39 protein-coding genes are annotated in these 25,217 nt (G+C 57.7%); 37 read left to right on the forward strand and 2 right to left on the reverse strand.

Annotation, left to right across the window (positions count from 1 at the left end; translation table 11 throughout):
- The 30 genes from NZ453_RS07860 to rplQ form a co-directional block, all read left to right on the forward strand.
- Positions 1-128: EF-Tu C-terminal domain-related protein (locus NZ453_RS07860; protein WP_476746951.1), on the forward strand; the 128-nt coding region annotated here is incomplete at its 5' end.
- A gap of 53 nt (positions 129-181) precedes the next feature.
- Positions 182-493 carry a 30S ribosomal protein S10 gene (gene rpsJ / locus NZ453_RS07865; RefSeq protein WP_091940319.1) on the forward strand — a complete coding sequence of 104 codons (312 nt, stop codon included), beginning with the start codon at positions 182-184 and terminating at the stop codon, positions 491-493.
- Between the two features lie 111 nt (positions 494-604).
- A complete protein-coding gene (rplC, locus tag NZ453_RS07870; RefSeq protein WP_263769953.1) occupies positions 605-1,249 on the forward strand; it encodes a 50S ribosomal protein L3 in 645 nt (214 codons plus the stop codon).
- Positions 1,249-1,869, forward strand: coding sequence for a 50S ribosomal protein L4 (gene rplD, locus NZ453_RS07875; protein WP_263769954.1), 621 nt, complete (start codon positions 1,249-1,251; stop codon positions 1,867-1,869). Before rplC ends, rplD begins: the two co-directional genes overlap by 1 nt.
- Complete coding sequence (rplW, locus tag NZ453_RS07880; RefSeq protein WP_263769955.1) at positions 1,866-2,168, forward strand: 50S ribosomal protein L23; 303 nt, start codon at positions 1,866-1,868, stop codon at positions 2,166-2,168. The genes rplD and rplW overlap by 4 nt, the downstream gene beginning before the upstream one ends.
- On the forward strand, positions 2,168-2,995 hold the full coding sequence (rplB, locus tag NZ453_RS07885; protein WP_263769956.1) for a 50S ribosomal protein L2: 828 nt from the start codon (positions 2,168-2,170) through the stop codon (positions 2,993-2,995). Before rplW ends, rplB begins: the two co-directional genes overlap by 1 nt.
- 17 nt (positions 2,996-3,012) lie before the next feature.
- Positions 3,013-3,288 (forward strand): 30S ribosomal protein S19, encoded by a 276-nt coding sequence (gene rpsS, locus NZ453_RS07890; RefSeq protein WP_263769957.1) that lies wholly within the window; start codon positions 3,013-3,015, stop codon positions 3,286-3,288.
- 10 nt (positions 3,289-3,298) lie between these two features.
- Complete coding sequence (rplV, locus tag NZ453_RS07895; protein WP_263769958.1) at positions 3,299-3,628, forward strand: 50S ribosomal protein L22; 330 nt, start codon at positions 3,299-3,301, stop codon at positions 3,626-3,628.
- 9 nt (positions 3,629-3,637) lie between these two features.
- On the forward strand, positions 3,638-4,486 hold the full coding sequence (gene rpsC, locus NZ453_RS07900; protein ID WP_263769959.1) for a 30S ribosomal protein S3: 849 nt from the start codon (positions 3,638-3,640) through the stop codon (positions 4,484-4,486).
- Positions 4,470-4,883: a 50S ribosomal protein L16 gene (gene rplP / locus NZ453_RS07905; protein ID WP_263769960.1), complete on the forward strand. Its 414-nt coding sequence runs from the start codon at positions 4,470-4,472 to the stop codon at positions 4,881-4,883. Before rpsC ends, rplP begins: the two co-directional genes overlap by 17 nt.
- Before the next feature lie 2 nt (positions 4,884-4,885).
- Positions 4,886-5,080: a 50S ribosomal protein L29 gene (rpmC, locus tag NZ453_RS07910; protein WP_263769961.1), complete on the forward strand. Its 195-nt coding sequence runs from the start codon at positions 4,886-4,888 to the stop codon at positions 5,078-5,080.
- Entirely contained in the window at positions 5,077-5,340 is a 264-nt protein-coding gene (gene rpsQ / locus NZ453_RS07915) for a 30S ribosomal protein S17 (protein ID WP_263769962.1), read from the forward strand. The genes rpmC and rpsQ overlap by 4 nt, the downstream gene beginning before the upstream one ends.
- Before the next feature lie 128 nt (positions 5,341-5,468).
- Positions 5,469-5,837, forward strand: coding sequence for a 50S ribosomal protein L14 (gene rplN, locus NZ453_RS07920; RefSeq protein WP_263769963.1), 369 nt, complete (start codon positions 5,469-5,471; stop codon positions 5,835-5,837).
- A 9-nt stretch (positions 5,838-5,846) separates the two neighbouring features.
- The gene (gene rplX, locus NZ453_RS07925; RefSeq protein WP_263769965.1) at positions 5,847-6,164 is read left to right on the forward strand and encodes a 50S ribosomal protein L24; all 318 of its coding nucleotides are present in this window, start codon (positions 5,847-5,849) and stop codon (positions 6,162-6,164) included.
- Between the two features lie 14 nt (positions 6,165-6,178).
- Positions 6,179-6,718 carry a 50S ribosomal protein L5 gene (rplE, locus tag NZ453_RS07930; RefSeq protein WP_263769966.1) on the forward strand — a complete coding sequence of 180 codons (540 nt, stop codon included), beginning with the start codon at positions 6,179-6,181 and terminating at the stop codon, positions 6,716-6,718.
- Between the two features lie 7 nt (positions 6,719-6,725).
- Positions 6,726-7,031 (forward strand): 30S ribosomal protein S14, encoded by a 306-nt coding sequence (gene rpsN / locus NZ453_RS07935; protein WP_263769967.1) that lies wholly within the window; start codon positions 6,726-6,728, stop codon positions 7,029-7,031.
- 15 nt (positions 7,032-7,046) lie between these two features.
- Positions 7,047-7,442: a 30S ribosomal protein S8 gene (gene rpsH / locus NZ453_RS07940; RefSeq protein ID WP_263769968.1), complete on the forward strand. Its 396-nt coding sequence runs from the start codon at positions 7,047-7,049 to the stop codon at positions 7,440-7,442.
- Between the two features lie 9 nt (positions 7,443-7,451).
- Positions 7,452-7,985, forward strand: a complete 534-nt coding sequence (gene rplF, locus NZ453_RS07945; protein WP_263769969.1) for a 50S ribosomal protein L6 — start codon at positions 7,452-7,454, stop codon at positions 7,983-7,985.
- 13 nt (positions 7,986-7,998) lie between these two features.
- On the forward strand, positions 7,999-8,352 hold the full coding sequence (gene rplR, locus NZ453_RS07950) for a 50S ribosomal protein L18 (RefSeq protein WP_263770258.1): 354 nt from the start codon (positions 7,999-8,001) through the stop codon (positions 8,350-8,352).
- 29 nt (positions 8,353-8,381) lie between these two features.
- Positions 8,382-8,906, forward strand: coding sequence for a 30S ribosomal protein S5 (gene rpsE / locus NZ453_RS07955; protein WP_263769970.1), 525 nt, complete (start codon positions 8,382-8,384; stop codon positions 8,904-8,906).
- A 3-nt stretch (positions 8,907-8,909) separates the two neighbouring features.
- Positions 8,910-9,092, forward strand: a complete 183-nt coding sequence (rpmD, locus tag NZ453_RS07960) for a 50S ribosomal protein L30 (protein WP_263769971.1) — start codon at positions 8,910-8,912, stop codon at positions 9,090-9,092.
- A 5-nt stretch (positions 9,093-9,097) separates the two neighbouring features.
- A complete protein-coding gene (gene rplO / locus NZ453_RS07965) occupies positions 9,098-9,532 on the forward strand; it encodes a 50S ribosomal protein L15 (RefSeq protein WP_263769972.1) in 435 nt (144 codons plus the stop codon).
- 27 nt (positions 9,533-9,559) lie between these two features.
- Complete coding sequence (gene secY, locus NZ453_RS07970) at positions 9,560-10,885, forward strand: preprotein translocase subunit SecY (protein WP_263769973.1); 1,326 nt, start codon at positions 9,560-9,562, stop codon at positions 10,883-10,885.
- Between the two features lies 1 nt (position 10,886).
- Positions 10,887-11,105 carry a translation initiation factor IF-1 gene (gene infA / locus NZ453_RS07975; RefSeq protein ID WP_263769974.1) on the forward strand — a complete coding sequence of 73 codons (219 nt, stop codon included), beginning with the start codon at positions 10,887-10,889 and terminating at the stop codon, positions 11,103-11,105.
- A 79-nt stretch (positions 11,106-11,184) separates the two neighbouring features.
- Complete coding sequence (gene rpmJ, locus NZ453_RS07980; RefSeq protein WP_263769975.1) at positions 11,185-11,298, forward strand: 50S ribosomal protein L36; 114 nt, start codon at positions 11,185-11,187, stop codon at positions 11,296-11,298.
- Positions 11,299-11,372: 74 nt separating this feature from the next.
- Positions 11,373-11,735 carry a 30S ribosomal protein S13 gene (gene rpsM, locus NZ453_RS07985; protein ID WP_263769976.1) on the forward strand — a complete coding sequence of 121 codons (363 nt, stop codon included), beginning with the start codon at positions 11,373-11,375 and terminating at the stop codon, positions 11,733-11,735.
- Between the two features lie 11 nt (positions 11,736-11,746).
- Positions 11,747-12,136, forward strand: coding sequence for a 30S ribosomal protein S11 (gene rpsK / locus NZ453_RS07990; RefSeq protein ID WP_263769977.1), 390 nt, complete (start codon positions 11,747-11,749; stop codon positions 12,134-12,136).
- Between the two features lie 12 nt (positions 12,137-12,148).
- Positions 12,149-12,778 (forward strand): 30S ribosomal protein S4, encoded by a 630-nt coding sequence (gene rpsD / locus NZ453_RS07995; protein ID WP_263769978.1) that lies wholly within the window; start codon positions 12,149-12,151, stop codon positions 12,776-12,778.
- A gap of 39 nt (positions 12,779-12,817) precedes the next feature.
- A complete protein-coding gene (locus NZ453_RS08000; protein WP_263769980.1) occupies positions 12,818-13,792 on the forward strand; it encodes a DNA-directed RNA polymerase subunit alpha in 975 nt (324 codons plus the stop codon).
- 32 nt (positions 13,793-13,824) lie between these two features.
- Positions 13,825-14,214 (forward strand): 50S ribosomal protein L17, encoded by a 390-nt coding sequence (gene rplQ / locus NZ453_RS08005; protein ID WP_263769981.1) that lies wholly within the window; start codon positions 13,825-13,827, stop codon positions 14,212-14,214.
- A gap of 139 nt (positions 14,215-14,353) precedes the next feature.
- On the opposite strand, the gene NZ453_RS08010 is transcribed toward rplQ, so the two are convergent.
- On the reverse strand, positions 14,354-16,186 hold the full coding sequence (locus tag NZ453_RS08010) for an ABCB family ABC transporter ATP-binding protein/permease (protein WP_263769982.1): 1,833 nt from the start codon (positions 16,184-16,186) through the stop codon (positions 14,354-14,356).
- 375 nt (positions 16,187-16,561) lie between these two features.
- On the opposite strand from NZ453_RS08010, the gene NZ453_RS08015 reads away from it, so the two are divergent.
- The 3 genes from NZ453_RS08015 to NZ453_RS08025 all read left to right on the forward strand — a co-directional run bounded on the left by NZ453_RS08015 (position 16,562) and on the right by NZ453_RS08025 (position 19,481).
- Entirely contained in the window at positions 16,562-17,869 is a 1,308-nt protein-coding gene (locus NZ453_RS08015) for an OmpP1/FadL family transporter (protein WP_263769983.1), read from the forward strand.
- A gap of 214 nt (positions 17,870-18,083) precedes the next feature.
- Positions 18,084-18,653 (forward strand): DUF2802 domain-containing protein, encoded by a 570-nt coding sequence (locus NZ453_RS08020; protein ID WP_263769984.1) that lies wholly within the window; start codon positions 18,084-18,086, stop codon positions 18,651-18,653.
- Positions 18,654-18,701: 48 nt separating this feature from the next.
- The gene (locus tag NZ453_RS08025; protein WP_263769985.1) at positions 18,702-19,481 is read left to right on the forward strand and encodes an SPOR domain-containing protein; all 780 of its coding nucleotides are present in this window, start codon (positions 18,702-18,704) and stop codon (positions 19,479-19,481) included.
- Here NZ453_RS08025 and NZ453_RS08030 read toward each other — a convergent pair.
- Positions 19,478-19,810 carry a tetratricopeptide repeat protein gene (locus NZ453_RS08030; RefSeq protein ID WP_263769986.1) on the reverse strand — a complete coding sequence of 111 codons (333 nt, stop codon included), beginning with the start codon at positions 19,808-19,810 and terminating at the stop codon, positions 19,478-19,480. The genes NZ453_RS08025 and NZ453_RS08030 overlap by 4 nt on opposite strands.
- Before the next feature lie 46 nt (positions 19,811-19,856).
- Here NZ453_RS08030 and NZ453_RS08035 point away from each other — a divergent pair, with 46 nt between their 5' ends.
- The 4 genes from NZ453_RS08035 to ubiA all read left to right on the forward strand — a co-directional run bounded on the left by NZ453_RS08035 (position 19,857) and on the right by ubiA (position 25,205).
- Entirely contained in the window at positions 19,857-20,240 is a 384-nt protein-coding gene (locus NZ453_RS08035; RefSeq protein WP_263769987.1) for a Rid family detoxifying hydrolase, read from the forward strand.
- A gap of 13 nt (positions 20,241-20,253) precedes the next feature.
- Entirely contained in the window at positions 20,254-22,308 is a 2,055-nt protein-coding gene (gene recG, locus NZ453_RS08040) for an ATP-dependent DNA helicase RecG (protein ID WP_263769988.1), read from the forward strand.
- 110 nt (positions 22,309-22,418) lie between these two features.
- Positions 22,419-24,296, forward strand: coding sequence for an MFS transporter (locus NZ453_RS08045; RefSeq protein WP_263769989.1), 1,878 nt, complete (start codon positions 22,419-22,421; stop codon positions 24,294-24,296).
- An 18-nt stretch (positions 24,297-24,314) separates the two neighbouring features.
- Positions 24,315-25,205, forward strand: coding sequence for a 4-hydroxybenzoate octaprenyltransferase (ubiA, locus tag NZ453_RS08050; protein ID WP_263769991.1), 891 nt, complete (start codon positions 24,315-24,317; stop codon positions 25,203-25,205).
- The last annotated feature ends 12 nt before the right edge of the window (positions 25,206-25,217 follow it).

Here is a 25,217-nt window from a genome sequence, read left to right on the forward strand (position 1 = left end):
CGGGAGACAACGTGCAGATGACGGTGAAGCTGATTGCCCCGATCGCCATGGAAGAAGGCTTGCGTTTCGCCATCCGTGAAGGCGGTCGTACCGTCGGCGCCGGCGTCGTCGCCAAAATCATCGAGTAGATCCCAACCTAGAGGCGGGTAGCATCCCGCCTCATCGCTCTTTGGAAAACAACATGCAAAACCAGAAAATCAGAATCCGATTGAAAGCGTTCGATTACCGGCTCATCGATCAATCGGCGCTGGAAATCGTCGAAACGGCGAAGAGGACGGGCGCAGTGGTTCGTGGTCCGGTTCCGTTGCCGACGCGCATCCAGCGTTTCGACGTTCTGCGCTCGCCGCACGTCAACAAGACGTCGCGCGATCAGTTCGAAATTCGGACGCATTTGCGCTTGATGGACATCATCGACCCGACAGACAAGACGGTCGATGCGTTGATGAAGCTCGACCTGCCGGCTGGGGTCGACGTGGAAATTAAGTTGCAGTAACCAAGGGGTGGCGGATATAATCCCCGCCTTTCGCCGGGTGGCGTCGTTGACGTCGCCCATTTGATTTTAGCGCTCGCCGGCCAATCGTAGCCGGCTAGAGGAGAATAAATCATGAGTCTAGGCCTTGTTGGGCGCAAGGTCGGCATGACGCGCATTTTTACCGATGACGGTGTGTCCGTTCCGGTGACAGTGCTCGATGTGTCGAACAATCGTGTGACCCAAATCAAAACGCCTGATACCGACGGCTACGCCGCTGTTCAGGTGGCGTTCGGAAAACGCCGCGCTTCCCGTGTCAATAAATCCCTCGCTGGTCATTTGGCCAAGGCTGGGGTTGAGGCCGGGAGTATCCTCAAAGAGTTTTCGGTTGCTGCAGAAGATCTCGTTAATCTGAAACCGGGTGACCAAGTCAGTGTCTCGATTTTTGCCGTCGGGCAAAAGGTGGATGTGACTGGGCAGACAATCGGTAAAGGTTTTCAGGGCGGCATCAAGCGCCATCACTTCAGCTCGCAGCGCGCATCCCACGGCAACTCGGTGTCGCACAATGCGCCTGGTTCGATTGGTATGAACCAGGATCCGGGGCGTGTATTCCCTGGTAAGCGAATGGCAGGTCATCTGGGCGATGTTAAGCGTACCCAACAGAATCTCGAGGTGATTCGGGTCGATGTTGAGCGGCAGCTGCTGCTGGTCAAAGGCGCCGTGCCCGGTTCCAAGGGGTCGGATTTGGTTGTCCATCCGGCGGTGAAGGCGGGGGCGTAATGGAACTCAAGCTAATTAACGAACAAGGCCAGGAAGCGAGCCGCTTGCAAGCTTCCGATGTGCTATTCGGGCGTGAATACAACGAGGCGTTGATTCACCAGGTGGTGGTGGCTTATCAGGCGAATGCTCGTAGCGGCAACCGCGCTCAGAAAGATCGCGCTCAAGTTAGCCACACGACAGCCAAGCCGTTCCGTCAGAAGGGTACGGGCCGGGCTCGTGCAGGTATGTCCTCCTCGCCGTTGTGGCGCGGTGGTGGTCGAATTTTCCCGAACTCGCCTGAAGAGAACTTCAGTCAGAAGCTAAACAAGAAGATGTATCGCGCCGGCATGGCGTCCATTCTCTCCCAGCTCGCGCGCGAGGATCGATTGGCCGTGGTTGACGGTATATCGGTCGATGCGCCGAAAACCAAACTGTTCGCGCAGAAGATCAAGGGCATGGGGTACGAATCGGTGCTCGTGATTACTGACAGCCTCGACGAGAATGTTTATCTGGCGTCACGCAATCTGCCGAACGTGCTGGTGTTGGAAGTAAATGAGGCCGATCCGGTTTCGCTCATTCGTTTTCCCAAAGTGCTGATGACGAAGAGTGCGCTGGCAAAGCTTGAGGAGATTCTGGGATGAATCAAGAACGATTGATGCAAGTGCTGCTTGCGCCGCAGATCTCCGAGAAGGCGACGTTCGTGGCGGACAAGAACGAGCAAGTCGTTTTCCGCGTTGCGTCAGATGCGACCAAGCCGGAAGTGAAAGCAGCTGTGGAGTTGCTTTTCAAAGTGACGGTCGAGTCGGTTCAGGTCGCTAATGTGAAGGGCAAGCAGAAGCGGTTTGGCCGCTATATGGGTAGCCGGAAAGGCTGGAAAAAAGCCTATGTCCGGTTGAAGGCTGGTCAGGAGATCAATTTTGTCGAAGGAGGGGCCGCATAATGGCACTCGTTAAGGTTAAACCGACATCGCCTGGCCGCCGTGCCGTCGTAAAGGTTGTCAACTCGGCATTACATAAAGGAGCTCCGTTTACGGCGCTCGTCGAATCCCAGTCGAAGAAGGCTGGACGGAACAACAATGGGCATGTGACTACCCGTCACCAGGGCGGTGGGCATAAGCAGCATTACCGGATCGTCGATTTCAAGCGGAACAAGGACGGTATTCCGGCCAAGGTTGAGCGTCTGGAGTACGACCCGAATCGGACTGCGAACATTGCATTGCTTTGTTATGCGGACGGCGAGCGTCGCTACATGATTGCTCCGAAAGGCCTGGTCGTCGGGCAGCAGATCATCAGCGGCTCGGAAGCGCCGATTAAGTTGGGAAATGCGTTGCCCATCCGCAATATTCCGGTGGGTACGACGATTCACTGCATCGAAATGATTCCTGGCAAGGGCGCACAGTTGGCGCGCTCGGCAGGCACCTCCGCGCAGTTGTTGGCGCGTGAGGGCGTTTATGCTCAGGTGCGCTTGCGTTCAGGCGAGATTCGGCGTGTTCACGTCGAGTGCCGCGCCACGATCGGTGAAGTGGGTAATGAAGAGCACAGCCTACGCTCCATAGGCAAGGCCGGTGCGAATCGGTGGCGCGGGATTCGTCCGACGGTTCGCGGCGTTGTTATGAACCCGGTGGATCACCCCCACGGCGGTGGTGAGGGCAGAACGGCCGCCGGTATGGACCCGGTTAGCCCGTGGGGTACCAAAACGAAGGGTTACCGTACCCGCAGCAACAAGCGCACGACTTCGATGATCGTTCAGCGCCGTCACAAACGCTAAGGGATAGGATAGAGAATATGGGACGTTCTATCAAAAAGGGCCCGTTTGTCGATGCCCACTTGATCAAAAAAGTTGAGGCCGTGCGAGCGACCAGTGACAAGCGACCGATAAAGACTTGGTCGCGTCGTTCGACGGTGCTGCCGGACTTTGTCGGTTTGACGATCGCAGTGCATAACGGCAAGCAGCATATCCCGGTGTACGTGACCGAAAACATGGTCGGCCATAAACTCGGCGAGTTTTCCTTGACCCGGACTTTCAAGGGTCATACCGCCGGTAAAAAGGCGAAGAAGTAGAGGAATGCATATGGAAACTCGTGCTATTTTGCGCGGTGTTCGGCTGTCCGACCAAAAAGGTCGCTTGGTAGCCGATCAGATCCGCGGCTTGCCTGTTGACAAAGCGCTCAACATCCTGACGTTCAGCCCCAAAAAGGGCGCTGGGATCATCAAAAAGGTTCTCGAATCGGCGATCGCCAATGCTGAGCACAACGATGGTGCCGACATCGACGAGTTGAAGGTGAAAACCATCTTTGTCGAAAAGGGCATGGTGCTCAAGCGGTTTACCGCGCGGGCGAAGGGACGCGGCAATCGTATCGTCAAGCCGACATGCCATATTTTCCTTACCGTCGGGAACTGAGGAATAACAATGGGACAGAAGATTCATCCGACCGGTTTTCGCTTGGCGGTTACGCGCGATTGGTCATCGCGTTGGTACGCCAACAGCAAGACGTTCTCGGGAATGCTCAATGAGGACGTGAAGGTTCGTGACTATCTAAAAGCAAAATTGAAGCATGCCTCGGTGGGGCGTGTGTTGATCGAGCGCCCGGCCAAGAACGCGCGCGTTACGGTGTTTTCGGCCCGCCCCGGTGTGGTGATTGGTAAGAAGGGCGAGGAGATCGACAATCTGCGCTCGGCTTTGCAAAAGATCATGGGCGTTCCGGTCCATGTCAGCATCGAGGAAATCCGGAAGCCGGAGTTGGATGCGCAACTGATCGCGGATTCGATTACGCAACAGCTCGAAAAGCGCATTATGTTCCGTCGTGCGATGAAGCGGGCGATGCAGAATGCAATGCGCCTCGGGGCGCAGGGCATCAAGATCATGAGCTCTGGGCGGTTGAACGGCGCAGAAATCGCGCGTCGCGAGTGGTATCGGGAAGGGCGCGTGCCGCTCCATACAATGCGTGCGGATATCGACTACGCCACGTCCGAAGCGTTGACGACGTACGGCATCATCGGCGTCAAGGTATGGGTCTTCAAAGGTGAAGTGCTCAACCGTAACGAGCAGCCGGCTGTGGTACCAGAAGGCGCTCCGACCGAAGAACAAGCGCGTAAGCCGCGGCGCAGTAGGACAGCCGGCGAGGAGGGCGACAAAGGTAGAGGTCGCGCCGCAAGGACGTCTGAGCAGCCCCCGGTAACGGGCGAAGCCGCGCCGGAGGCCAAAGCGCCGGCAAAACGAGTAAGAAAGGCAGGAACGACTGATGCTGCAGCCAACTAGAAGGAAATACCGCAAGGAGCAAAAAGGCCGGAACACCGGTCTGGCGACGCGGGGCGCCAAAGTGAGCTTTGGCGAATATGGTTTGAAGGCGACTGGTCGGGGCCGACTGACGGCGCGGCAAATCGAGGCGGCGCGGCGGGCGATGACACGGCATATCAAGCGTGGTGGCCGTATTTGGATCCGAATTTTCCCGGACAAACCCATCTCGAAGAAGCCCGCTGAGGTTCGCATGGGGAACGGGAAAGGAAATCCGGAATACTATGTGGCCGAGATTCAGCCCGGTAAGGTGCTCTATGAGATGGACGGCGTCGAAGAAGGGCTTGCTCGCGAAGCTTTTGCGCTCGCTGCTGCCAAGCTCCCGATTCCGACGACTTTCGTTACGCGGATGGTGGGTTGATTATGAAAGCCAGTGAACTCAGAGCAAAAAGCGTCGAGGACCTGAATAAGGAACTGCTGGATTTGCTAAAAGCTCAATTCAGCCTGCGGATGCAGCATGCGACGCAACAATTGAGCAACCACAGTCAAATGGGCAAGGTGCGTCGGGATATCGCTCGGGTACGTACCCTTCTTCGTGAAAAGGCGGTGCAGAAATGAGCGAAACAGCGAACAAGCGTACGCTGATTGGCCGCGTGGTAAGTGACAAGATGGATAAGACGGTCACCGTTCTCATCGAACGGCGCGTCAAGCATCCGATGTATGACAAAATTATCGTCCGGTCGACAAAATACCACGCGCATAACGAAGGCAACGAAGCGAAAGCTGGCGACTTGGTCGAGATTCAGGAATCCCGTCCAATATCCAAAAGCAAGGCGTGGGTTGTCACGAAGTTGTTGCAAAAGGCTGTTGCAATCTAGGAAAGCTTGCGTTTTCCTGAAAAGAGGTTATAATCCTCGGCTTTTCGCGCCCAGCTTTCTTTGGCTGGGCGTTTCTCCCGTACGGGTTCCAAGACTGACCGCGCTAGCGGGGCAAGTTGGAGAGATAGATGATTCAGATGCAGACGGTTCTGGACGTCGCCGACAATACCGGCGCGCGTTCGGTGATGTGTATCAAAGTGCTGGGCGGCTCCAAGCGCCGCTACGCCAGCGTTGGTGATGTCATTAAGGTAAGCATCAAGGACGCGGCGCCCAGGGGGCGGGTAAAGAAAGGCGATGTGTATAACGCCGTTGTCGTTCGTACGGCAAAAGGCATTCGCCGCCCTGATGGGTCGCAGGTTCGCTTTGACACGAACGCGGCGGTTCTCCTAAATAACAAGTTGGAGCCGATTGGTACGCGTATCTTCGGGCCGGTGACGCGCGAGTTGCGCAGCGAGCGGTTCATGAAGATCGTGTCGCTGGCGCCGGAAGTGCTGTAAGGGGCGGCTATGGACAAGATTCGTAAAGGCGATGAAGTAATCATCATCGCGGGCAAGGACAAGGGCAAGCGCGGCACGGTGGTGCGGCGCGTTAGCGCTGACCGAATTGTGGTCGAGGGCGTTAACCGAGTGAAGAAGCATGTCAAGCCAAACCCCGTCAAGGGAGTGGTCGGCGGTGTGGTGGATAAAGATATGCCGCTGCATATTTCCAACGTGGCGTTGTACAACGCAGGAGCCAAGAAGGCGGATCGCGTCGGCTTCAAGCTGCTTGAAGATGGTACGAAAGTGCGCGTCTTTAAGTCGAACGGCGAAGTGGTTGGGGCATAAGGAGCGGAACGATCATGGCGCGTTTGTTGGATTACTACAAAAATTCGGTGGTAAAGGAGTTAACCGAGAAGTTCGGCTACAAGTCGAACATGGAGGTTCCTCGCATCACCAAGATCACGCTAAACATGGGCGTGGGCGAAGCGGTGGCTGATAAGAAAGTTCTCGACTTTGCCGTTGGCGATATGACGAAGATAGCTGGGCAGAAGCCCGTGGTCACGAAGTCGCGAAAGTCGATTGCCGGTTTTAAGATTCGCGACGGTTACCCGATTGGCTGCATGGTTACGCTCAGGGGGCCGCATATGTTCGAGTTCCTCGATCGTTTGGTGACGGTCGCTCTGCCGCGGGTGCGTGACTTCCGTGGTGTCTCCGGCAAGGGATTTGATGGCCGTGGGAACTACAACATGGGCGTCAAGGAACAGATCATTTTCCCGGAAATCGAGTACGACAAGATTGACGCGTTGCGTGGTATGAACATCAGCATCACGACTACCGCGAAGACAGACGAAGAAGCGCGTGCGCTTTTGGCCGCGTTCAAATTCCCGTTCAAGAACTGAGGCAAAAATGGCGAAACTTGCACTGATTAACCGCAACGACAAGCGGCGCAAGACTGTAGAGAAATACGCCACGAAGCGTGCCGAACTGTTCGCAGTAGTTAACGATGTGAACCGGTCCGAAGAAGAGCGTTTCGAGGCGCGATTGAAGATTCAGGAGCTGCCGCGTAATTCGAGCCCTGTTCGTCTGCGCAACCGCTGCAAGCTTACCGGTCGTCCGCGGGGTGTTTTTCGGAAGTTCGGCTTGGGCCGAAGCAAGCTGCGTGATTTCGTTATGCGCGGCGAGGTGCCTGGCATGATCAAGGCTAGCTGGTAAGCAGGAGAAAACGATATGAGTATGAGCGATCCGATCAGCGACATGCTGACCCGTATCCGCAATGCCCAGTTGGCGAGCAAAGCCTCTGTATCGATGCCGTCTTCGAAAGTTAAAGTCGCCATCGTAAAGGTGCTCAAGGATGAGGGTTACGTTGAGGACTTCGCTGTTCGCGAGAACGATGGAAAACCGACGCTGGAGATCGAGCTTAAGTACTATGCTGGGCGCCCGGTCATTGAGCGTATCGACCGCGTGTCGAAGCCTGGCTTGCGAATCTATAAGGGCGCCGGGGATATTCCCCGCGTTATGAACGGCCTTGGAGTGGCGATCGTGTCGACTCCCAAAGGTGTAATGACTGACCGCAAGGCTCGCGCCAGCAACATCGGTGGCGAAGTGTTGTGCATCGTGGCGTAAGGGGAAGCTATGTCGCGAGTTGCTAAAAATCCGATTGTTCTTCCGCAAGGTGTTGATGTCGCAATTGGGGCAGATTCCATCGCCGTCAAGGGCCCCTTGGGAACAATAAAGTTGACGCCGAACCCTGCTGTTGTGGTTGAGAAGGAGGGCGGCGCTCTTGTTTGCAAGGCCGTTGAAGGGGCTGCTAACTCTGATGCTCTGTCGGGGACAGTCCGCGCCATCGTCGCCAATATGGTTGCTGGTGTTAGCAAGGGCTTCGAGCGCAAGCTGACGTTGGTCGGCGTGGGTTATCGTGCTCAAGCGCAAGGCGATACGCTGAACCTGACGCTCGGTTTCTCGCACCCGGTAGTGCATAAGATGCCGGCGGGGATCAAGTGTGAAACGCCAACGCAGACTGAGATCATCATCAAGGGTGTCGACAAGCAGCAAGTTGGCCAAGTCGCTGCCGAAATTCGTGCCTATCGCAAGCCGGAGCCGTACAAAGGGAAAGGGGTCCGGTACGCTGATGAGGTGATTGTCCTCAAGGAAACGAAGAAGAAGTAAGGGTGGATAAATGATTGACAAGAACGAGGCGCGGTTGCGCAGAGCCCGTAAAACCCGGGCCAAGATTGCCGAGTTGAAGGCTGTGCGCTTGTCGGTACATCGCACCAATCTTCATATTTACGCGCAAGTTTTTTCCTCCTGCGGGTCCAAAGTTTTGGCGGCGGCTTCTTCGCTAGAGCCTGAGATTCGGAAGGGTCTGACCAACGGCGGCAATACGGATGCGGCGGCGGCAATCGGAAAGCTGATCGCCGAGCGCGCGAAGAAGGCTGGTATTGAGCAAGTTGCCTTCGACCGTAGCGGCTATCAGTATCACGGTCGCATCAAGGCGCTTGCTGAGGCGGCGCGCGAAGCAGGCCTGAAGTTCTGACCGGCCTAGCAGAAGAATTGGAGTAAGTAATGGCGAAACCGCAAAGCAGGAAACCGCAGCAAGCCGACAAGCCGGACGATGGCATGCGCGAGAAGATGATCTCCATCAACCGTGTGACGAAAGTCGTGAAGGGCGGCCGAATTCTCGGGTTCGCCGCGCTGACGGTGGTCGGGGATGGTGATGGTCGGATCGGTATGGGGAAAGGCAAGTCGCGCGAAGTTCCAGTCGCCGTGCAAAAGGCGATGGAAGAGGCTCGCCGGAAGATGGTTCGGATCAGCCTGAAGAACGGTACGCTGCATCACACGGTGATCGGTCGGCATGGCGCGTCGGTTGTCATGATGCAGCCTGCGCCCGAAGGTACGGGCGTTATTGCCGGTGGTGCGATGCGCGCTGTATTCGATGTCATGGGGATGACGAACGTCGTCGCTAAGGCCCACGGGTCCACTAATCCATACAACATCGTACGGGCGACAATCAACGGGCTGCAAGCGATGAGCACGCCTTCCGAAGTGGCAGCTAAGCGCGGCAAATCGGTCGAAGAGATCCTGGGGTAAGTCATGGCTGACAAGAAAGTCAAAGTCACGCTGATCAAGAGTCTGATCGGCACGAAGCAGTCGCATCGAGCGACTGTCAAGGGGCTGGGGCTCCGCCGTTTGAACAGCAGCGCGGAGTTGGTGGACACACCGGCTGTGCGTGGGATGATCAATAAGGTTTCGTACCTTCTGAAGTGCGAGGGCTAAGTCAGATGAAGCTGAATGCGATACAACCCTCTGAAGGCGCGAAGAAGGCAAAACGACGCGTTGGTCGGGGTATTGGGTCCGGTCTCGGGAAAACGGCAGGACGCGGTCATAAAGGCCAAAAGTCTCGCGCCGGCGGGTTCCATAAGGTTGGTTTCGAGGGCGGGCAAATGCCGCTGCAGAGACGGTTGCCCAAGCGCGGTTTCGTGTCGTTGACCGACGGTCGCAATGCGGAAGTTCGCTTGTCGGAAATCAATGACTTGCCAGTGGACGAAATCGACCTGCTGACCCTAATGCAAGCGAATCTGGTTTCTCAGCATGCGTTGTCCGCAAAGGTCATCCTGTCCGGGGAACTGAAGCGGAAGGTGACGCTTAAGGGCGTCGGAGCGACAAAAGGCGCGAAAGCGGCGATTGAAGCGGCCGGCGGTAGCGTCGTCGAATAAAGTTCAATAGATACACGGTGACGTTTCTTGGCAACTAATCCACGTCAGGTCAGCAAAGGCGGAAAGTACGGCGATTTGAAGCGCCGCCTACTTTTTCTGGTGGGTGCGCTGATCGTCTACCGTATCGGGACGCATATTCCTGTGCCGGGTATCGATCCGCAAGTGCTCGCTGATTTGTTCAGCCGGCAGCAAGGCGGAATCCTCGGTATGTTTAATATGTTTTCCGGCGGCGCGTTGAAGCGGTTCACGATATTTGCGCTCGGGATCATGCCGTACATATCGTCGTCAATCATTATGCAGTTGATGACGCATGCTAGCCCCCAGCTTGAAGCATTAAAGAAGGAAGGCGAGGCGGGCCGGCGCAAGATTACGCAATATACCCGCTACGGAACGGTGCTTTTGGCGCTATTCCAGGGAATCGGGATTGCGATCGCTGTCGAGTCGCAGCCCGGGCTTGTTCCTGAGCCAGGTCTGATGTTCCGTTTCGTGACCGTGACAACGTTACTGACCGGCACGATGTTCCTCATGTGGCTTGGGGAGCAGATTACCGAACGGGGCCTCGGAAACGGTATCTCGATCATCATCTTTTCGGGTATTGCTGCCGGCTTGCCAAACGCGATTGCCGGACTATTGGAACTGGTGCGGACGGGGGCGATGCATCCGCTTACCGCTTTGTTCATCACCATTTTGGTCGCTGCGGTCACGGCGTTTGTGGTGTTTGTGGAACGAGGGCAGCGAAAGATCCTGGTTAATTACGCGAAGCGGCAGGTTGGGAACAAGATTTACGGTGGCCAGAGTTCGCATTTGCCGTTGAAGCTCAACATGTCGGGAGTGATTCCCCCAATTTTTGCATCGTCGATCATCCTTTTCCCGGCAACTATTGCGGGATGGTTCAGCGCCGGAGACTCGATGCGCTGGTTGAAGGACATCGCGGGTGCGCTTTCGCCGGGGCAACCGATTTATGTGATGCTCTACGCGGCAGCAATCATTTTCTTCTGTTTCTTTTACACGGCACTTGTTTTCAATTCAAAGGAAACTGCCGATAACTTGAAGAAAAGTGGTGCTTTCGTCCCAGGTATTCGCCCGGGAGAGCAAACGGCGCGGTATATCGACAAAATTTTGATGCGGCTGACGCTGGTGGGTGCCGCCTACATAACGATAGTTTGCCTGTTGCCCGAGTTTTTGATTTTGAAATGGAATGTGCCCTTCTACTTTGGTGGAACGTCGTTGTTGATTATCGTGGTTGTGACCATGGACTTCATGACGCAGGTTCAAGCGTATGCGATGTCGCACCAGTATGAAGGACTTCTGAAAAAGGCGAATTTCAAAGGTTCAGGGTTGGCGGCGAAATAGGATGGCCAAGGAAGACTTGATCGAAATGCAGGGCGAGGTCCTCGAGAACCTTCCCAACGCGACGTTCCGAGTAAAGCTGGAAAACGGCCATGTGGTGCTTGGATTCATCTCGGGGAAAATGCGGATGCACTACATCCGAATTCTCCCTGGTGACAAAGTGACGGTTCAATTAACCCCGTATGACCTTAGTCGGGCGCGAATCGTATTCCGAGCCAAGTAAGGAATCTCATCTCTACGCAGAGAATGATATCGGCGGAAGGCTGGCTGCGCCGGACGCCAAAATAAGTCAGGAGTGAATTATGAAAGTGCTGGCATCTGTTAAGCGCATCTGCCGCAACTGCAAGATTATTCGGCGTCACGGGATTGTGCGTGTGATCTGTTCTGATCCGCGTCACAAACAACGCCAGGGTTGATCGCCGACGAGCTTGTTGAGTCGTCGGTTGGTTGAAGATATAATTGTAAGTTTCGCATAATTTGGGGTAATTCGATGGCCCGCATTGCAGGGGTAAACATACCCAACCACCAGCATGCCGAAATCGCACTGACGGCGATTTATGGGATTGGGCGCAGCCGCGCGCAAAAGATCTGTGACGCGGTTGGCGTCCAGCGTTCGACCAAGGTGAAAGATCTCACCGAGGCCGAGATGGATCGGTTGCGCGACCAAGTCGCGAAGTTCACTGTGGAAGGTGACTTGCGGCGTGAAGTGACGATGAGCATTAAGCGCCTGATGGACTTGGGTTGCTACCGGGGACTGCGTCACCGCAAAGGACTTCCGGTTCGTGGTCAGCGTACGCGGACCAACGCTCGTACGCGCAAAGGGCCGCGTAAGGCCATTGCCGGTAAGAAATAAGAGGACCGATCATGGCTAAGACCGCCGTTAAAGTACGGAAGAAAGTCAAAAAGAACGTTGCAGAAGGCATTGCGCACATTCACGCTTCCTTCAACAACACGATCATCACGATTACGGACCGCCAAGGTAATGCGTTGTCTTGGGCGACTTCGGGCGGTGCCGGGTTCAAGGGTTCGCGTAAAAGTACGCCGTTCGCTGCTCAGGTTGCCGCCGAGGCAGCCGGAAAGCTCGCGGTGGAATGCGGAGTGAAGAACCTCGAAGTGCGGATCAAGGGCCCGGGGCCTGGCCGTGAGTCGTCGGTTCGTGCGCTCAATGCGCTCGGAATGAAAATCACGGCGATTACGGACGTGACGCCGATTCCGCACAACGGCTGCCGTCCGCCCAAGAAGCGTCGGATTTAAGGAGAAATACAAGTGGCTCGTAATCTTGATCCTAAATGCCGCCAGTGCCGCCGCGAAGGCGAGAAGCTGTTCCTAAAGGGTGAAAAGTGCTTCACCGACAAGTGCGCGATCGAGCGCCGGTCATACGCTCCTGGTCAGCATGGGCAGAAATCAGGGCAGCGTCTTTCGGACTATGGTGTCCATTTGCGCGAGAAGCAGAAGATTCGCCGCATCTACGGCGTTCTGGAAGGGCAGTTCCGCAAAGTTTACAAAGAGGCTGATCGGCGCAAAGGAGTGACAGGCGAGAACCTGTTGCAGTTGCTAGAGTCGCGGCTCGATACGGTTGCATATCGGATGGGTTTTGCTGCTTCGCGCGCCGAGTCGCGCCAAGTTGTTCGGCATAACGCCATTCTGGTCAACGGACGTCGAGTAAACATTCCGTCATACCAGGTTCGCCCCGGGGATGTGATTGAGGTAGCCGAGAAGGCGAAGAACCAGTTGCGTGTCAAGGCGGCGCTGGCGGCGGCAGAGTCGCGTGGATTCCCGGAATGGGTTGAGGTCGATGCTAAGGCGGCCAAGGGAACCTATAAGGCCCGTCCGGAGCGGAGTGAGCTGTCGTCGACGATCAACGAAAGCCTCGTGATCGAGCTTTACTCGAAGTAATCGCGGCTCCGCTTGACCGAAACAGGCAAAGGACAAGACATGCAAAGCAGTGGACTATTGAAACCGCGGATTATTGAAGTACAGAGTTTGTCGCCTGTGCACGCCAAAGTGGTAATGGAGCCTTTCGAGCGTGGTTATGGGCACACACTGGGCAACGCTTTGCGGCGTATCCTTCTGTCGTCGATGCCCGGATTCGCAGCGACCGAAGTAACGATCGACGGCGTATTGCACGAGTACTCGACGATTGACGGCGTGCAGGAAGATGTCGTCGACATCATGCTGAATTTGAAAGGCGTCGTTTTCAAGTTGCACAACCGTGAGGAAGCGGTTCTGCAGCTTACGAAAGAGGGTGAAGGAGTCGTTCGCGCTGGTGACATCGTCGTATCTCACGACGTTGAAATCATCAACCCGGATCATGTCATCGCGCATCTCTCGACCGGCGGTAAGCTGGCGATGGAGGTGAAGGTTGAAAAGGGGCGTGGATATGTTCCTGGCAACCTGCGACAGCTCGGCGACGGCGCGAAGAGCATCGGGAAGCTCGTTCTGGACGCTTCCTTCAGCCCGGTGCGCCGCGTCAGCTATTTCGTGGAAAGCGCACGCGTCGAGCAACGTACCGATCTCGATAAGTTGATCATGGAGATCGAAACGAACGGTGTGATTGAGCCGGAAGAGGCGATCCGCACGGCGGCACGTATCCTGATGGAGCAACTGTCGGTTTTCGCCGACCTCGAGGGGACCGCGCTTCCGATCGAGCATCAGAAGGCGGTTCAGGTCGACCCGCTGTTGTTGCGGCCGGTGGACGATCTGGAACTTACGGTGCGTTCGGCAAACTGCCTCAAGGCCGAGAATATTTATTACATCGGCGATTTGATTCAGCGGACGGAAAACGAGTTGCTCAAGACTCCGAATCTTGGTCGCAAGTCGCTTAACGAAATCAAGGAAGTGCTGGCTGCTCGCGGCCTGACCTTGGGCATGAAACTCGAGAACTGGCCACCGGCCGGTCTCGACAAGTAAGCTGCCCGGACAAGAACAGGAAGGAATTTAATATGCGTCACCGTTTGGGTCTCCGTAAGTTAAATCGCACGAGCTCGCACCGCTTGGCAATGCTTCGCAACATGACGGTCTCGTTGCTGCGCCATGAGACGATCAAGACGACCCTGCCGAAGGCTAAGGAATTGCGTCGTGCGGTTGAGCCGATGATCACGCTTGGCAAGAAGCCGAGTGTTGCCAATCGCCGCTTGGCGTTTGACCGCCTGCGCGATCGGGATATCGTTGTCAAATTGTTCAATGAACTCGGGCCGCGCTACGCCACGCGGAATGGCGGATACCTCCGCATTCTGAAGTGTGGGTTCAGAGATGGCGACAACGCGCCGATGGCGTTTGTCGAATTGTTGGATCAGCCTGCTGCACCAGCAGAGGAAGCAGCGGCAGCGTAAGCGCGTTTCTTTGCAGACTAGAAAAAAGCCAGGCCAGGAGCCTGGCTTTTTTGTATCGATGGATTATGTTTTGCAACGGAAATTGAGGATCGCAGGCGGTGATGCGCGCCCCTCCTTATGCGATTGCGTTGCAGACGTGCTACAGGAGCGCCTCTACGGTTTCGCGTTCGGCCTCCTCGTCCTGCTGCTGTTGCAGAGCCCACATTTGCGCGTAACGGCCTTTGAGCCCCAGCAGCCTAGAGTGGGAACCGCGTTCAACGATGCGCCCGTCATCCATAACCAATATCTCGTCCGCGTTCATCACGGTAGACAAGCGATGCGCGATGACGAGCGTCGTGCGGCCTTGAGCCGCTTCTTCCAGGCTGGCTTGTATCGCCTTTTCGGTCTTTGAGTCCAAGGCCGAGGTCGCCTCGTCGAAGATCAGCAGCGGTGGATTCTTGAGCAGGGCACGGGCAATTGCCACGCGCTGCTTTTCCCCACCGGAAAGCTTGAGGCCGCGCTCCCCTACGCGCGTGGCAAACCGTTCTGGAAGCCGCTCGACGAAGGCAGAAAGGTGGGCCGCATCGGCCGCTGCCTCCACCTCGGTCCTGGAAGCGCCGGGCCGTCCGTAATTGATGTTCTGCAAGATCGTGTCGTTGAACAGCACGGTGTCCTGCGGAACGATGGCGATCGCCTCGCGTAGGCTTGCTTGAGTCAAATCGCGGAGATCGTGCCCGTTGATTCGAATACTTCCTCGATCGACGTCGTAGAACCGATAAAGCAAACGCGCCAGCGTAGACTTGCCGGAGCCCGATTCGCCGACCACGGCCACCGTGCGGCCTGCTGGGATGGCGAAAGTGATGCCGCGAAGAATCTTTCGTTTCGGGTCGTAGGAGAATTCGACATTGTCGAACGAGACTTCAACCGGGCCGCGTTCCAAGGCTGAGGCGTTGGGTGCGTCGCTGATCTCCCGATTGACGGCGAGCAGGTCAAACATGCGCTCGATGTCGGCCAGCGACTGCCGGATCTCCCGATAAACGACACCCAGGAAACCGAGCGGAATGTATAACTGAATGAGGAAGGCGTTGACGAGCACGAGGTCGCCGATCGTCATTCGTCCATCCACGACCCCAGCCGAAGCACGCCACATCATCGCCGTTACGCCGGCAGCAATAATGATTTGCTGCCCCAGGTTGAGCCATGACAGCGAGACTTGGCTTCGCGTTGCCGCGTCTTCCCAGCGTTGCAGATGGGAATCGTAGCGACGTGTCTCGTAATCTTCATTGTTGAAATACTTCACCGTCTCGTAGTTGATCAGGCTGTCGATCGCCTGCGTATTCGCCGCAGAATCGGTCTCGTTCACGGCCCGCCGCAGTCCGATTCGCCAGTTGCTGACTTTGATCGTAAAGAGGATGTACGCCAGCAACGACGCAAGCGTGATCAGCACGAAACCGCTGTCGTACTTGGTGAAGAGAATGCCAAGTACGAGCGATATTTCCACCAACGTTGGCAAAACGGAATACAGCGAATAGCTGATCAAGCTCGAAATCGAGCGGGTCCCTCGTTCGATATCCCGCGATACGCCGCCTGTCTGGCGCTCAAGGTGAAACCGCAAGGAAAGGGCGTGGAGATGCCGGAAGACCTGCAGCGCAACGTGCCGCACGGCGCGCTGCGTTACACGCGCAAAAAGAATCTCCCGAAGCTCTGTGAATAAGGACGTTGAAAATCTCAGGGCGCCGTACAAAGCCAGCAATGAGACAGGAAGAATGAGCGCCGCTGCGGAGGGTGCCAGACTGTCGATGAGAGCCTTGAATACCATCGGCACCGCGACGTTGGCAACCTTGGCTCCTACCAGGCAGGAAAGGGCGAGCAATACCCGCCATTTGTACTGCCAGAGATACGGCAACAGTGTGCGAAGCGTTTGCCAAGCATGGACGTCTCCCTTCGCATCAACGGGAGGGTAATCGGAAGAACGCCGCGAAGATCCGCGCATGGCAATAAGAGGAAATCCTATGAAGTGCAAGTATGCCTCGTTGCCATAGCCCACCGCAAAAGGCTTGTAACGAAGAACGTCGAGGTCGGTCAAGTGTCTGACACGCGATGGCCTGCGAGTTCAAAGCGGCCATCGGGAGAGGCTGGGAAGTACCCTGTAGAGAGGGTTATGGCAAGAGGCGAACAACCTTCGATGGCGTGTCGGGGATGGAGTAAACGAATGTTGCAATTATCCAACAGACGGCGGTCAAGCCCCATCGCAGAAGAAGAGGGAAGGCGCGGCGGCTGTTCCCATCACTTTAGAATCCCACATGCTTTTGCACTTCGGTCACCCCGTTTTACAACCTTTTTCACACCGGCGTTTGAAGGAGTCTTCATGGCACCGCGAGTATCCCCTCGATCAGTTTCCTCCGTTGTTCTGTTCGCGCTTTCCACGAGTGCAGGAGCCTCCGGTTTTCAGCTCATGGAACAGACGGCGAGCGGGATCGGTAACGCTTACGCCGGGTCGGCCGCGGTTGCCGAGAACGCCAGCACGATTTACTTCAACCCGGCTGGAATGACTCAACTCCAAGCGCGCGAGGTCTCGCTGGGGCTTGCCGCTGTGAAGCCGAGCTACACGTTCCATGACCGAGGCTCGAATGCCGGCTCGCTTGCCGGCACAGGCGACGGAGGCGATGCTGGCGGATGGGCCGCGATTCCGAATGGCTACGCGTCCTGGGGTTTGACCAAGGATCTTTATGTCGGAATCGGGATCGGCGCTCCCTTTGGGCTCAAGACCGAATACGACGACCGCTGGCTCGGCGCGGCACAGTCTACGAAATTCGAGATCAAGACGATCAACATCAATCCGTCGCTCGCTTATCGAGTGAACGAGAGAGTGTCGCTGGGCTTCGGCGTCAATTGGCAAAAACTCGAAGCTGAGTATGTCCGCCTCGTAGGCACGACAGCCGGTACTTCGCACGTTAAGTCGACGATGAACATCGAGGACGGCGCCTGGGGATGGAACGCAGGCGTGCTCTTTACGCTATCACCGATCACGAAGGTAGGCTTGTCGTACCGCTCACGTATCAAGTACCGGACCGAGGGTGACGTCAAGCTTGCGAGTGACGGCTCGACCGCTGGTAACGCCACGTTGCCAGCATTGCTGGCGGCGGGGGGGCAGAGCGACCTGTCGGCCAAGCTCACGGTTCCAGATACCTTCATCATGAGCGTCACCCAGAAGGTGAACGAGCGCTGGGACATGTTGGGCGACGTATCGTGGACGGGCTGGAGTTCGATCCCGAAGGTCGACATCATGCGTACTTCCGGCTTGCAGAACGGGGCCACCGCGCAGAGATTGGACACGGACTTTCGAGATACCTGGCGGGTGGCACTCGGAGCCACCTATCACCTGAACGATGCCTGGAACCTGAAATACGGCATCGCGTACGACCAAGCCCCGGTCAAGCACGCTGCGACTCGGCTGACTTCTCTGCCTGACAATGACCGTGTCTGGTTTACGTTCGGCGCGCAATGGTTGCCCTCGAAAGCCTCGCGTCTCGATCTCGGCGTTGCGTATCTCTACGTGCGCGACAGCAAGATCGACAACAATCAGAACGGCGGCACGATCCCGCGCGGTCGTGTTACCGGCGAATACGAAGGCAACATCTGGGTCCTCGGCGGTCAGTATTCGCTCGCATTCTAGGGGGCGGTGCTTCTCTTTGCCTCGTAGCGACTACGGGGTGCTAGCTTGCAGCAGAGGTAGAGTACAGACGTTTGCGACGCCGGCGTTCTCGTCCGGCCGTCACGCGGTCTTTACGCCTATGGGGAGGCGAGTTTCGCCCATCTTTCCTCGCTGCAGAGCGGGGTGGTGCCGGGTGCTGGCATAATACCGACCATAACATTGCGGCAGGCGACGAATGGACGTTGCAGTTCTAGGCAATCTGGGGTGGCGCGAGGCATTGATTGCCTGCGTGGTTCTCTTGTTGTTCTACGTCGTTGTGCTGTTGCTGCGTGTCCGCCGGTTGAAAAAGCAGAATTCGCCTCAGAACGCTATCGACCTGTTCGCGGCTCAGACGGCCGTGGCTGCGTACGAAAACGTTCAGGAACCGAAGGAGCCTGCTCTGTCACCCGATCCCGTGCTGCCCTCGGCACCGGGAATGGAACCAAAGCCCGAGCCACAGTTCGCCTGGAACGAGCCGCCCGAAGAGCCCTCTTTGTCGCAGCGGATGGAGGTCTTCGAACGCGAGCTGAGCATCGTACGCAAGGAACTGGAATCGCTACGGCGGGACATTCAGCGCGTTGACGCCGAGCAAAGGCGAGAGCACGCGGGTTCGCAAGCGGCACAGAACGTTTCGCCGTTGTATAGCGACGCCATGCAGATGGCCGTGCAGGGGCATGACGCGGCCGCCATTTCTCAGCACTGTGGAATCGCGCGCGCTGAAGCAGAATTGGTTGTTGCGTTGGCGCGAAACCGAGATATGGGATGATTTTGGCATTCTTCGTCGACAACAAGGAAAAACGCGGGGAGGTGCTTGATGGCCACTGAACAAACCGGTTACGGCCAGGATGAAAGCGAGGCGGAAGTTTCGGACATCCGGCGCAAACTTCTCTGGCGCGTGGGCTTTGCCGGGCTGATGATCGTCGCCCTGCTTGGCGGGCTTGCCCTTTTCGATCGCCTTAGCGTAACGGATGAGGCCCCAAACGGCGCATCGCAGTTCACCGAGCCGGTCCCCGTGCCAAAAAAAGTGCCCACGCAGCCGGTTGTGCCGGCGGAAACGTCTCCGCAATCGAGCACTGGGGAAAAGGCGGCGCCCGTACCCGAGGTGAGTGCGCCGCCCGTCGACAAAGCGGCCCCGCCGAGCGAGCTTCCGACGCCGTCCGCTGCCTCGCCGGCAACCGTTGTGAGGCCGCGGCCGGCCGTCCCGGCGGCGACTCGACCGGCGAATGGGAAATTGGGCGAGACGAAACCCGCGGAGAGTAAGGCGGCCGACGCGAAACCGGCGGGTACGACGGCCGCCGAAAGCAAAGCGGGCGAAACGCCGCGCAGTGAGGCTGCCCCGGCTTCTCATGCACCGGTGCTTCCTTTGCGACGTTTGCTTGCAGGTTACGGGTTGCAGGTTGGCGTGTTTTCCGACCCCCGCCGTGCGGAGGAGTTGCATTCGAAACTTTTGCAGGAAGGCATTCCGGCGACGATCGAATCGCGAGTCCAGGTCGGGCCATTCAAGACGCGGCGAGAAGCCGACGCGACGCGAGAAAAGCTCAAGGCGATGGGAATCGATTCCGTTCTGTTGCTACCAAAGGACGGAAAACGCTAAGCGGTCTGGCCCAGTTGTCGGCGTAGCCTTTTGGCAAACACGGTCATCTCTTTCGCCGCCTGAATATCGCCGCGTTCCGACGCCACCCGGATACCGGCGTCGTACGCCGCGACCGCCTCGGTGAGCTGACCGCTTTCGGCAAGGGATCGGCCGAGGAGTTTCCAAGCCGCCGAGTACTGCGGGTCGCGTTCAACCGCCGCGCGAAAGTAGCCGGCCGCCTCGTCGGGTCGTCCTGCTTTCAACCATTCGTTGCCCAGCGAATAGCGCAGTAGTGCACCATCACGCGGGCCATCAAGCATTTTCTCTAGATTGGCGATTGTCGGCGTCATCAATTAATATCCAGAAGGTGATGCACTGCCCATACGAGGAGAAAAAATGGACCGGAAAGCGATCTCGACCCCGAACGCCCCCGCCGCTATCGGCACCTATTCGCAAGCCGTGCAGGTCGGTCATACGGTGTATTTCGCCGGTCAAATCGGCCTAGACCCAGCGACCATGCAGATGGTCGACGGAATCGATGCGCAGATCGTACGGGTACTCGACAACATAACGGCCGTCGCCCAAGCCGCTGGCGGCTCCCTTGCGGATATCGCCAAGCTCACGGTTTATCTCACCGACCTTTCCAACTTCGCCAAGTTCAACGAGGTGATGGCGCAGTACTTTAGCCAGCCTTACCCGGCGCGGGCCGTCGTTGGCGTGGCCGACCTGCCGCGCGGAGCGCTGGTCGAGGTTGAAGCGATCATGGAGCTGACCAAATAGCTTCGATCGTTTGATGCCCGCAGGAAATGACAACGGGCCAGAAATCAAGGCCGCCCCGGCGCTTCGCGACAAGCTTCGCAAGCTGGGTCTTGTTCGCCGCGACGACCTGATTCTCCATTTCCCACTTCGTTACGAAGACGAGACGCGAATTACCCCGATCGCCGAGGCTCCGGGCGATGGTCCGGTCCAGGCCGAAGTCGACGTGTTCGATGTCTCCGTCCAGTTCCGTCCGCGCCGACAACTCGTGGTACGCGTGGCCGATGACACCGGCGAGCTTGTGTTGCGTTTCCTCAATTTTTATGGGAGCCAGACGCGGCAGTTCGAGAAGGCTCGGGACGAGAAAAGAAAGTTGCGGGTTTTTGGCGAGATCCGACGTGGTTTCCTAGGGGCCGAAATGGTCCATCCGCGCTGCCGTCTCGTTGGCACCGAGGAAACGCTGCCCGCATCGCTGACGCCCGTATATCCGACGGTTGCAGGCGTTAGCCAATCGGTACTGCGCAAACTTATCACCGCAGCGCTTGCTGATTCAGACCTCTTGGAATTGCTCGATCCAGAGTGGTGCTCGCGGCATTCGCTGCCCGGGTTTGAGAAAGCCGTGCGGACTCTGCACGCTCCGCCTCCGGATGTCTCCGAAGGGGCTCTTCAGTCGCGTGTGCACCCCGCATGGCGTCGCGTAAAATTTGATGAAGTCTTCGCGCAGCAGCTGTCGCTGCGCAGAGCGTATGTTGCTCGTCGGCAGAAAGGGGCGCCGGTACTCCACTCCTCGGGGCAACTCGCGCGTAATCTGCTCGCCTCGCTTCCGTTCTCTCTTACGTCAGCTCAGCAACGGGTTGGCGACGAGATCGCTGCCGACCTCGCGCAGCCGTTTCCGATGCAGCGGCTGCTGCAGGGCGACGTCGGCAGCGGGAAGACGATCGTTGCCGCGGTAGCCGCCTGCCACGCCATTGACGCGGGGTATCAGGCGGCGTTCATGGCACCGACCGAAATTCTCGCTGAGCAGCACTACCTCAAACTTCGCGCCTGGCTCACTCCGCTCGGTGTCGAAGTCGCGTGGCTGGCAGGCAGTCTGAAGAAACAGATCAAGCGGGTAATGCAGGAACGCGCGGCAGGCAGTGCGCACTTGGTTGTGGGGACACATGCGCTGATTCAGGAGAGTGTCGATTTTGCGCGGCTCGGGCTGGCCATCGTCGACGAACAACACCGCTTCGGCGTTGCGCAGCGGCTCGAACTCCGTCGCAAAGGCTACAACCCGCACCAGCTCATGATGTCCGCGACACCGATCCCGCGTACCCTGGCAATGAGTTACTACGCGGACCTCGACGTGTCAGTCCTCGACGAACTGCCGCCGGGGCGACGCCCGATTACCACCAAACTGGTTTCCGACGTAAGGCGCAGTGAAGTCATCGCGCGGGTGCGCGGTTCGGTGGCCGCCGGCCGACAAGCCTACTGGGTCTGCCCGTTGATCGAGGAATCCGAGAAACTGCAACTGCAGACCGCGATCGATACGCATGGCGCATTGACCGCGGAGCTTCCCGACCTGCGCATCGGGCTCGTCCATGGCCGCCTGAAGGCCGATGAGAAGGCCGCGACGATGGCTGCTTTTGCCGCCGGAGAGATCGATGTCCTGGTAGCAACCACCGTGATTGAGGTCGGCGTCGACGTGCCGAACGCAAGCCTGATGGTGATCGAACATGCTGAGCGCTTCGGGCTTGCGCAATTGCATCAATTGCGCGGTCGTGTAGGGCGCGGTGAGCATGATTCCGTCTGCGTCCTGCTGTATCAGACGCCGCTATCGGAAACGGCGCGGGCACGCCTGAAAGTGATCTACGAGAATACCGATGGCTTCGAGATTGCCCGACACGACTTGCATCTGCGAGGGCCGGGGGAATTCGTGGGCAGTCGTCAATCGGGAGTGCCGCTCTTGCGCTATGCTGATCTTGAAGCGGACACCGATTTGATCGAATGGGCGCATGCCTTGGCCGAGCAAATGCTGAGGGACGATCCTGAGCGTGCGAATCGGCATTTGGTGCGCTGGCTCGGTGGGCGCGAGGAGATGCTGCGCGCTTGACGCGGTCGAATAGGGGTGAGCGGAGCGGCCTGCTTCCCGTTGCTTTGCTTTGGCAGGCATGCGGATCGCCTTGGGTTTTTCTGCGCCGGTTGTCGGTGGGAGAAGACGCCATGACTCAGTTCGGACTCCTCGCAACGCATCGTTTCGCCCCGTTTTTCGTTACGCAGTTCCTTGGCGCCTTCAACGACAATCTGTTCAAGAACGCCCTCGTTGTACTGCTGACGTTCCAGGCCACAACGTGGACGACGTTGGCCCCCGAAATCCTGACCAACGTGGCGGCGGGAATCTTCATCCTGCCCTTCTTCCTGTTTTCGGCGACGGCCGGCCAGTTGGCTGACAAGTTCGACAAAGCAAAGATCGCCCGCCTCGTGAAGGTCCTCGAAATCGTCATCACGATCGTCGCCGCGGTCGGTTTCTGGCTGCGCAGTCTGCCGGTACTGCTTGGCGCCTTGTTTCTGCTCGGCCTGCATTCGACACTGTTCGGGCCGGTGAAGTACGCCATCCTGCCGCAACACCTGAGGGAAGAAGAACTTGTCGGCGGAAACGCCATGGTGGAGGCGGGGACTTTCGTCGCCATCCTGGTGGGCACGCTGGGGGGCGGATTGCTTGCCGGCGTGGGCGGCCATCCGTCCTGGATTGCATTCGCCGGCTTTGTCATCGCAACGGCAGGGTTCCTGGCGAGTTGTCGCATACCGATAGCCCCCGCGCCGGAACCCACGCTCCGGGTGAGTTTCAACGTGTTTGCGGAGACGTGGCGCAACATCGGTTTCGCGCGCGAGCGTCGAGCGGTCTTTCTCGCGATCCTGGGAATCTCTTGGTTCTGGCTTTACGGCGCCATCATTCTTGCTCAGTTGCCCGTGTATGCGAAGAACGTCCTCGGGGGCAACGAAACGACAGTTACAATCCTGCTCGCCATCTTCACCGTCGGCGTCGGTATCGGCTCGATGCTGTGCGAGAAGCTGTCCGGGAAACACGTCGAGATCGGGTTGATTCCGCTCGGAGCCGTCGGACTCACGCTGTTCGGCACCGATCTTTTCCTCGCGTCACCTGCTGCGCCACCACTGGGGGCACCGCTTCCCGCTACCGTTCTGTTTTCCCTTCCGGGAATGTGGCGCGTCCTTCTCGATCTGTTTGCGGTCGGTGCGTTCGGCGGCCTGTACGTCGTGCCGCTGTATGTGCTCATGCAGACGCGCAGCGATTTGGCTCATCGTGCGCGCATTGTCGCGGCGAACAATATTCTTAACGCGTTGTTCATGGTCATCGGCGCGCTGACGGCCGTTGTCTTGCTCGGCAACGGTTTGTCCATCCCCGCCCTGTTCGGTTTCGCCGCACTGTGCAACGCCGTGCTGGCGGTGTACATCTACACCCGAGTGCCCGAGTATTTCCTGCGCCTGCTAGCGTCCGCCGTAATCCATGCCTTCTATCGCGTCGAGAAATCCGGCCTGGAGAACATTCCCCACGAGGGGCCGGCGGTGCTCGTCTGCAACCATGTCAGTTTCATCGATCCGGTCGTCGTCATGGGTGTCGTCCGGCGGCCCATTCGTTTTGTAATGGACCATCGTATTTATCGCATGCCGGTGTTCGGGTTCGTTTTCCGCCATACGCGCACGATTCCCATCGCGCCTGCCAAGGAGGATGCCGAGTGCAAGGAAGCGGCATTTCGCGAGGTAGCAAAGGCTCTCGCCGCGGGAGATCTGATCGGACTTTTCCCTGAAGGCATGATCACGCATACCGGGGAACTCAACACCTTCCGCTACGGCGTCGGGCGTATCGTCGGCGAGACGCCGGTGCCCGTCGTACCGATGGCGCTGCGCGGTTTGTGGGGCAGTTTCTTCAGCCGCCGCTACGGGCCGGCGATGAGCAAGCCTTCGCTATTGAAACCGTTCGCGCGCATCGGCCTCGCTGCAACAAAACCCGTCCCTCCGCAGGATGTGACACCCGAGAGCTTGCAAGTCATCGTCTCCGAGTTGCGCGGCGATCAATGGTAAGCGGATAAAATAAGCGTCATGTCTACCCTGCAAATCGATATGCAAAAGCTGCGCGAGCGCGCGGACCTTTACGAGCGCCTGATGCGGCTGGATAAGCCGATCGGCATCCTGCTTCTTCTCTGGCCCACCTTGTGGGCCCTCTGGTTTTCCTCGTTCGGGCATCCGAACTGGATGATTGTGTGGATTTTCATCCTCGGCACGGTGCTCATGCGCTCGGCGGGCTGTGTCATCAATGATTTCGCCGACCGGGATTTCGATCCACACGTTGCGCGCACCCGGGAACGTCCTCTGGCGGCGCGTAAGGTATCGAGTAAAGAGGCGCTTGTCCTGGCCGCCGTTTTGTCGCTGATGGCATTTCTGCTTATCCTGCCCTTGCGCAGCTTGTATGTCGTCGAACTCTCCGTCGTAGCGCTCTTCCTGGCCGCGAGCTACCCCTTCACCAAGCGTTTTTTTGCAATTCCGCAGGCGTACCTTGGCATTGCGTTCGGCTTTGGCATTCCGATGGCGTATGCGGCGCACCTCGACACGGTGCCGTCCGTGGCATGGTGGCTGTTGCTTGCCAACATTTTCTGGGCGATCGCTTACGACACCGAGTACGCGATGGTGGATCGCCCGGACGACTTGAAGATCGGCATCAAGACGTCCGCGATAACGTTCGGCCGTTTCGATGTGGCGGCGGTCATGCTCTGCTATGTAGCGGCCCTCGGACTGATCGCCTGGGTCGGCTTCCGTCTGCACATGGGACCGTTCTTCTATGCCGGCATCGCGGCCGCAGCGGGCATCGCGGTATACCACTACTTCCTGATCAGGCAGCGCGACCCGGCACGCTGTTTCAAGGCTTTCCTGCACAATAACTGGCTCGGGGCGTGCGTGTTTGCCGGCATCGCTTTCGATTTCCTGCGCCACTGAGGGGTTCTCGCG

The organism is Propionivibrio soli (genome assembly GCF_025770765.1).
In the GTDB taxonomy this organism is placed as follows: domain Bacteria; phylum Pseudomonadota; class Gammaproteobacteria; order Burkholderiales; family Rhodocyclaceae; genus Propionivibrio; species Propionivibrio soli.

Bases quoted from the DNA above. Each gene is read 5' to 3' on its own strand.
- rpsJ (WP_091940319.1), top strand. From the start codon at position 182: ATGCAAAACCAGAAAATCAGAATCCGATTGAAAGCGTTCGATTACCGG.
- rplC (WP_263769953.1), top strand. From the start codon at position 605: ATGAGTCTAGGCCTTGTTGGGCGCAAGGTCGGCATGACGCGCATTTTT.
- rplD (WP_263769954.1), top strand. From the start codon at position 1,249: ATGGAACTCAAGCTAATTAACGAACAAGGCCAGGAAGCGAGCCGCTTG.
- rplW (WP_263769955.1), top strand. From the start codon at position 1,866: ATGAATCAAGAACGATTGATGCAAGTGCTGCTTGCGCCGCAGATCTCC.
- rplB (WP_263769956.1), top strand. From the start codon at position 2,168: ATGGCACTCGTTAAGGTTAAACCGACATCGCCTGGCCGCCGTGCCGTC.
- rpsS (WP_263769957.1), top strand. From the start codon at position 3,013: ATGGGACGTTCTATCAAAAAGGGCCCGTTTGTCGATGCCCACTTGATC.
- rplV (WP_263769958.1), top strand. From the start codon at position 3,299: ATGGAAACTCGTGCTATTTTGCGCGGTGTTCGGCTGTCCGACCAAAAA.
- rpsC (WP_263769959.1), top strand. From the start codon at position 3,638: ATGGGACAGAAGATTCATCCGACCGGTTTTCGCTTGGCGGTTACGCGC.
- rplP (WP_263769960.1), top strand. From the start codon at position 4,470: ATGCTGCAGCCAACTAGAAGGAAATACCGCAAGGAGCAAAAAGGCCGG.
- rpmC (WP_263769961.1), top strand. From the start codon at position 4,886: ATGAAAGCCAGTGAACTCAGAGCAAAAAGCGTCGAGGACCTGAATAAG.
- rpsQ (WP_263769962.1), top strand. From the start codon at position 5,077: ATGAGCGAAACAGCGAACAAGCGTACGCTGATTGGCCGCGTGGTAAGT.
- rplN (WP_263769963.1), top strand. From the start codon at position 5,469: ATGATTCAGATGCAGACGGTTCTGGACGTCGCCGACAATACCGGCGCG.
- rplX (WP_263769965.1), top strand. From the start codon at position 5,847: ATGGACAAGATTCGTAAAGGCGATGAAGTAATCATCATCGCGGGCAAG.
- rplE (WP_263769966.1), top strand. From the start codon at position 6,179: ATGGCGCGTTTGTTGGATTACTACAAAAATTCGGTGGTAAAGGAGTTA.
- rpsN (WP_263769967.1), top strand. From the start codon at position 6,726: ATGGCGAAACTTGCACTGATTAACCGCAACGACAAGCGGCGCAAGACT.
- rpsH (WP_263769968.1), top strand. From the start codon at position 7,047: ATGAGTATGAGCGATCCGATCAGCGACATGCTGACCCGTATCCGCAAT.
- rplF (WP_263769969.1), top strand. From the start codon at position 7,452: ATGTCGCGAGTTGCTAAAAATCCGATTGTTCTTCCGCAAGGTGTTGAT.
- rpsE (WP_263769970.1), top strand. From the start codon at position 8,382: ATGGCGAAACCGCAAAGCAGGAAACCGCAGCAAGCCGACAAGCCGGAC.
- rpmD (WP_263769971.1), top strand. From the start codon at position 8,910: ATGGCTGACAAGAAAGTCAAAGTCACGCTGATCAAGAGTCTGATCGGC.
- rplO (WP_263769972.1), top strand. From the start codon at position 9,098: ATGAAGCTGAATGCGATACAACCCTCTGAAGGCGCGAAGAAGGCAAAA.
- infA (WP_263769974.1), top strand. From the start codon at position 10,887: ATGGCCAAGGAAGACTTGATCGAAATGCAGGGCGAGGTCCTCGAGAAC.
- rpmJ (WP_263769975.1), top strand. From the start codon at position 11,185: ATGAAAGTGCTGGCATCTGTTAAGCGCATCTGCCGCAACTGCAAGATT.
- rpsM (WP_263769976.1), top strand. From the start codon at position 11,373: ATGGCCCGCATTGCAGGGGTAAACATACCCAACCACCAGCATGCCGAA.
- rpsK (WP_263769977.1), top strand. From the start codon at position 11,747: ATGGCTAAGACCGCCGTTAAAGTACGGAAGAAAGTCAAAAAGAACGTT.
- NZ453_RS08000 (WP_263769980.1), top strand. From the start codon at position 12,818: ATGCAAAGCAGTGGACTATTGAAACCGCGGATTATTGAAGTACAGAGT.
- rplQ (WP_263769981.1), top strand. From the start codon at position 13,825: ATGCGTCACCGTTTGGGTCTCCGTAAGTTAAATCGCACGAGCTCGCAC.
- NZ453_RS08010 (WP_263769982.1), bottom strand. From the start codon at position 16,186: ATGCGCGGATCTTCGCGGCGTTCTTCCGATTACCCTCCCGTTGATGCG.
- NZ453_RS08015 (WP_263769983.1), top strand. From the start codon at position 16,562: ATGGCACCGCGAGTATCCCCTCGATCAGTTTCCTCCGTTGTTCTGTTC.
- NZ453_RS08020 (WP_263769984.1), top strand. From the start codon at position 18,084: ATGGACGTTGCAGTTCTAGGCAATCTGGGGTGGCGCGAGGCATTGATT.
- NZ453_RS08025 (WP_263769985.1), top strand. From the start codon at position 18,702: ATGGCCACTGAACAAACCGGTTACGGCCAGGATGAAAGCGAGGCGGAA.
- NZ453_RS08030 (WP_263769986.1), bottom strand. From the start codon at position 19,810: ATGACGCCGACAATCGCCAATCTAGAGAAAATGCTTGATGGCCCGCGT.
- NZ453_RS08035 (WP_263769987.1), top strand. From the start codon at position 19,857: ATGGACCGGAAAGCGATCTCGACCCCGAACGCCCCCGCCGCTATCGGC.
- recG (WP_263769988.1), top strand. From the start codon at position 20,254: ATGCCCGCAGGAAATGACAACGGGCCAGAAATCAAGGCCGCCCCGGCG.
- NZ453_RS08045 (WP_263769989.1), top strand. From the start codon at position 22,419: ATGACTCAGTTCGGACTCCTCGCAACGCATCGTTTCGCCCCGTTTTTC.
- ubiA (WP_263769991.1), top strand. From the start codon at position 24,315: ATGTCTACCCTGCAAATCGATATGCAAAAGCTGCGCGAGCGCGCGGAC.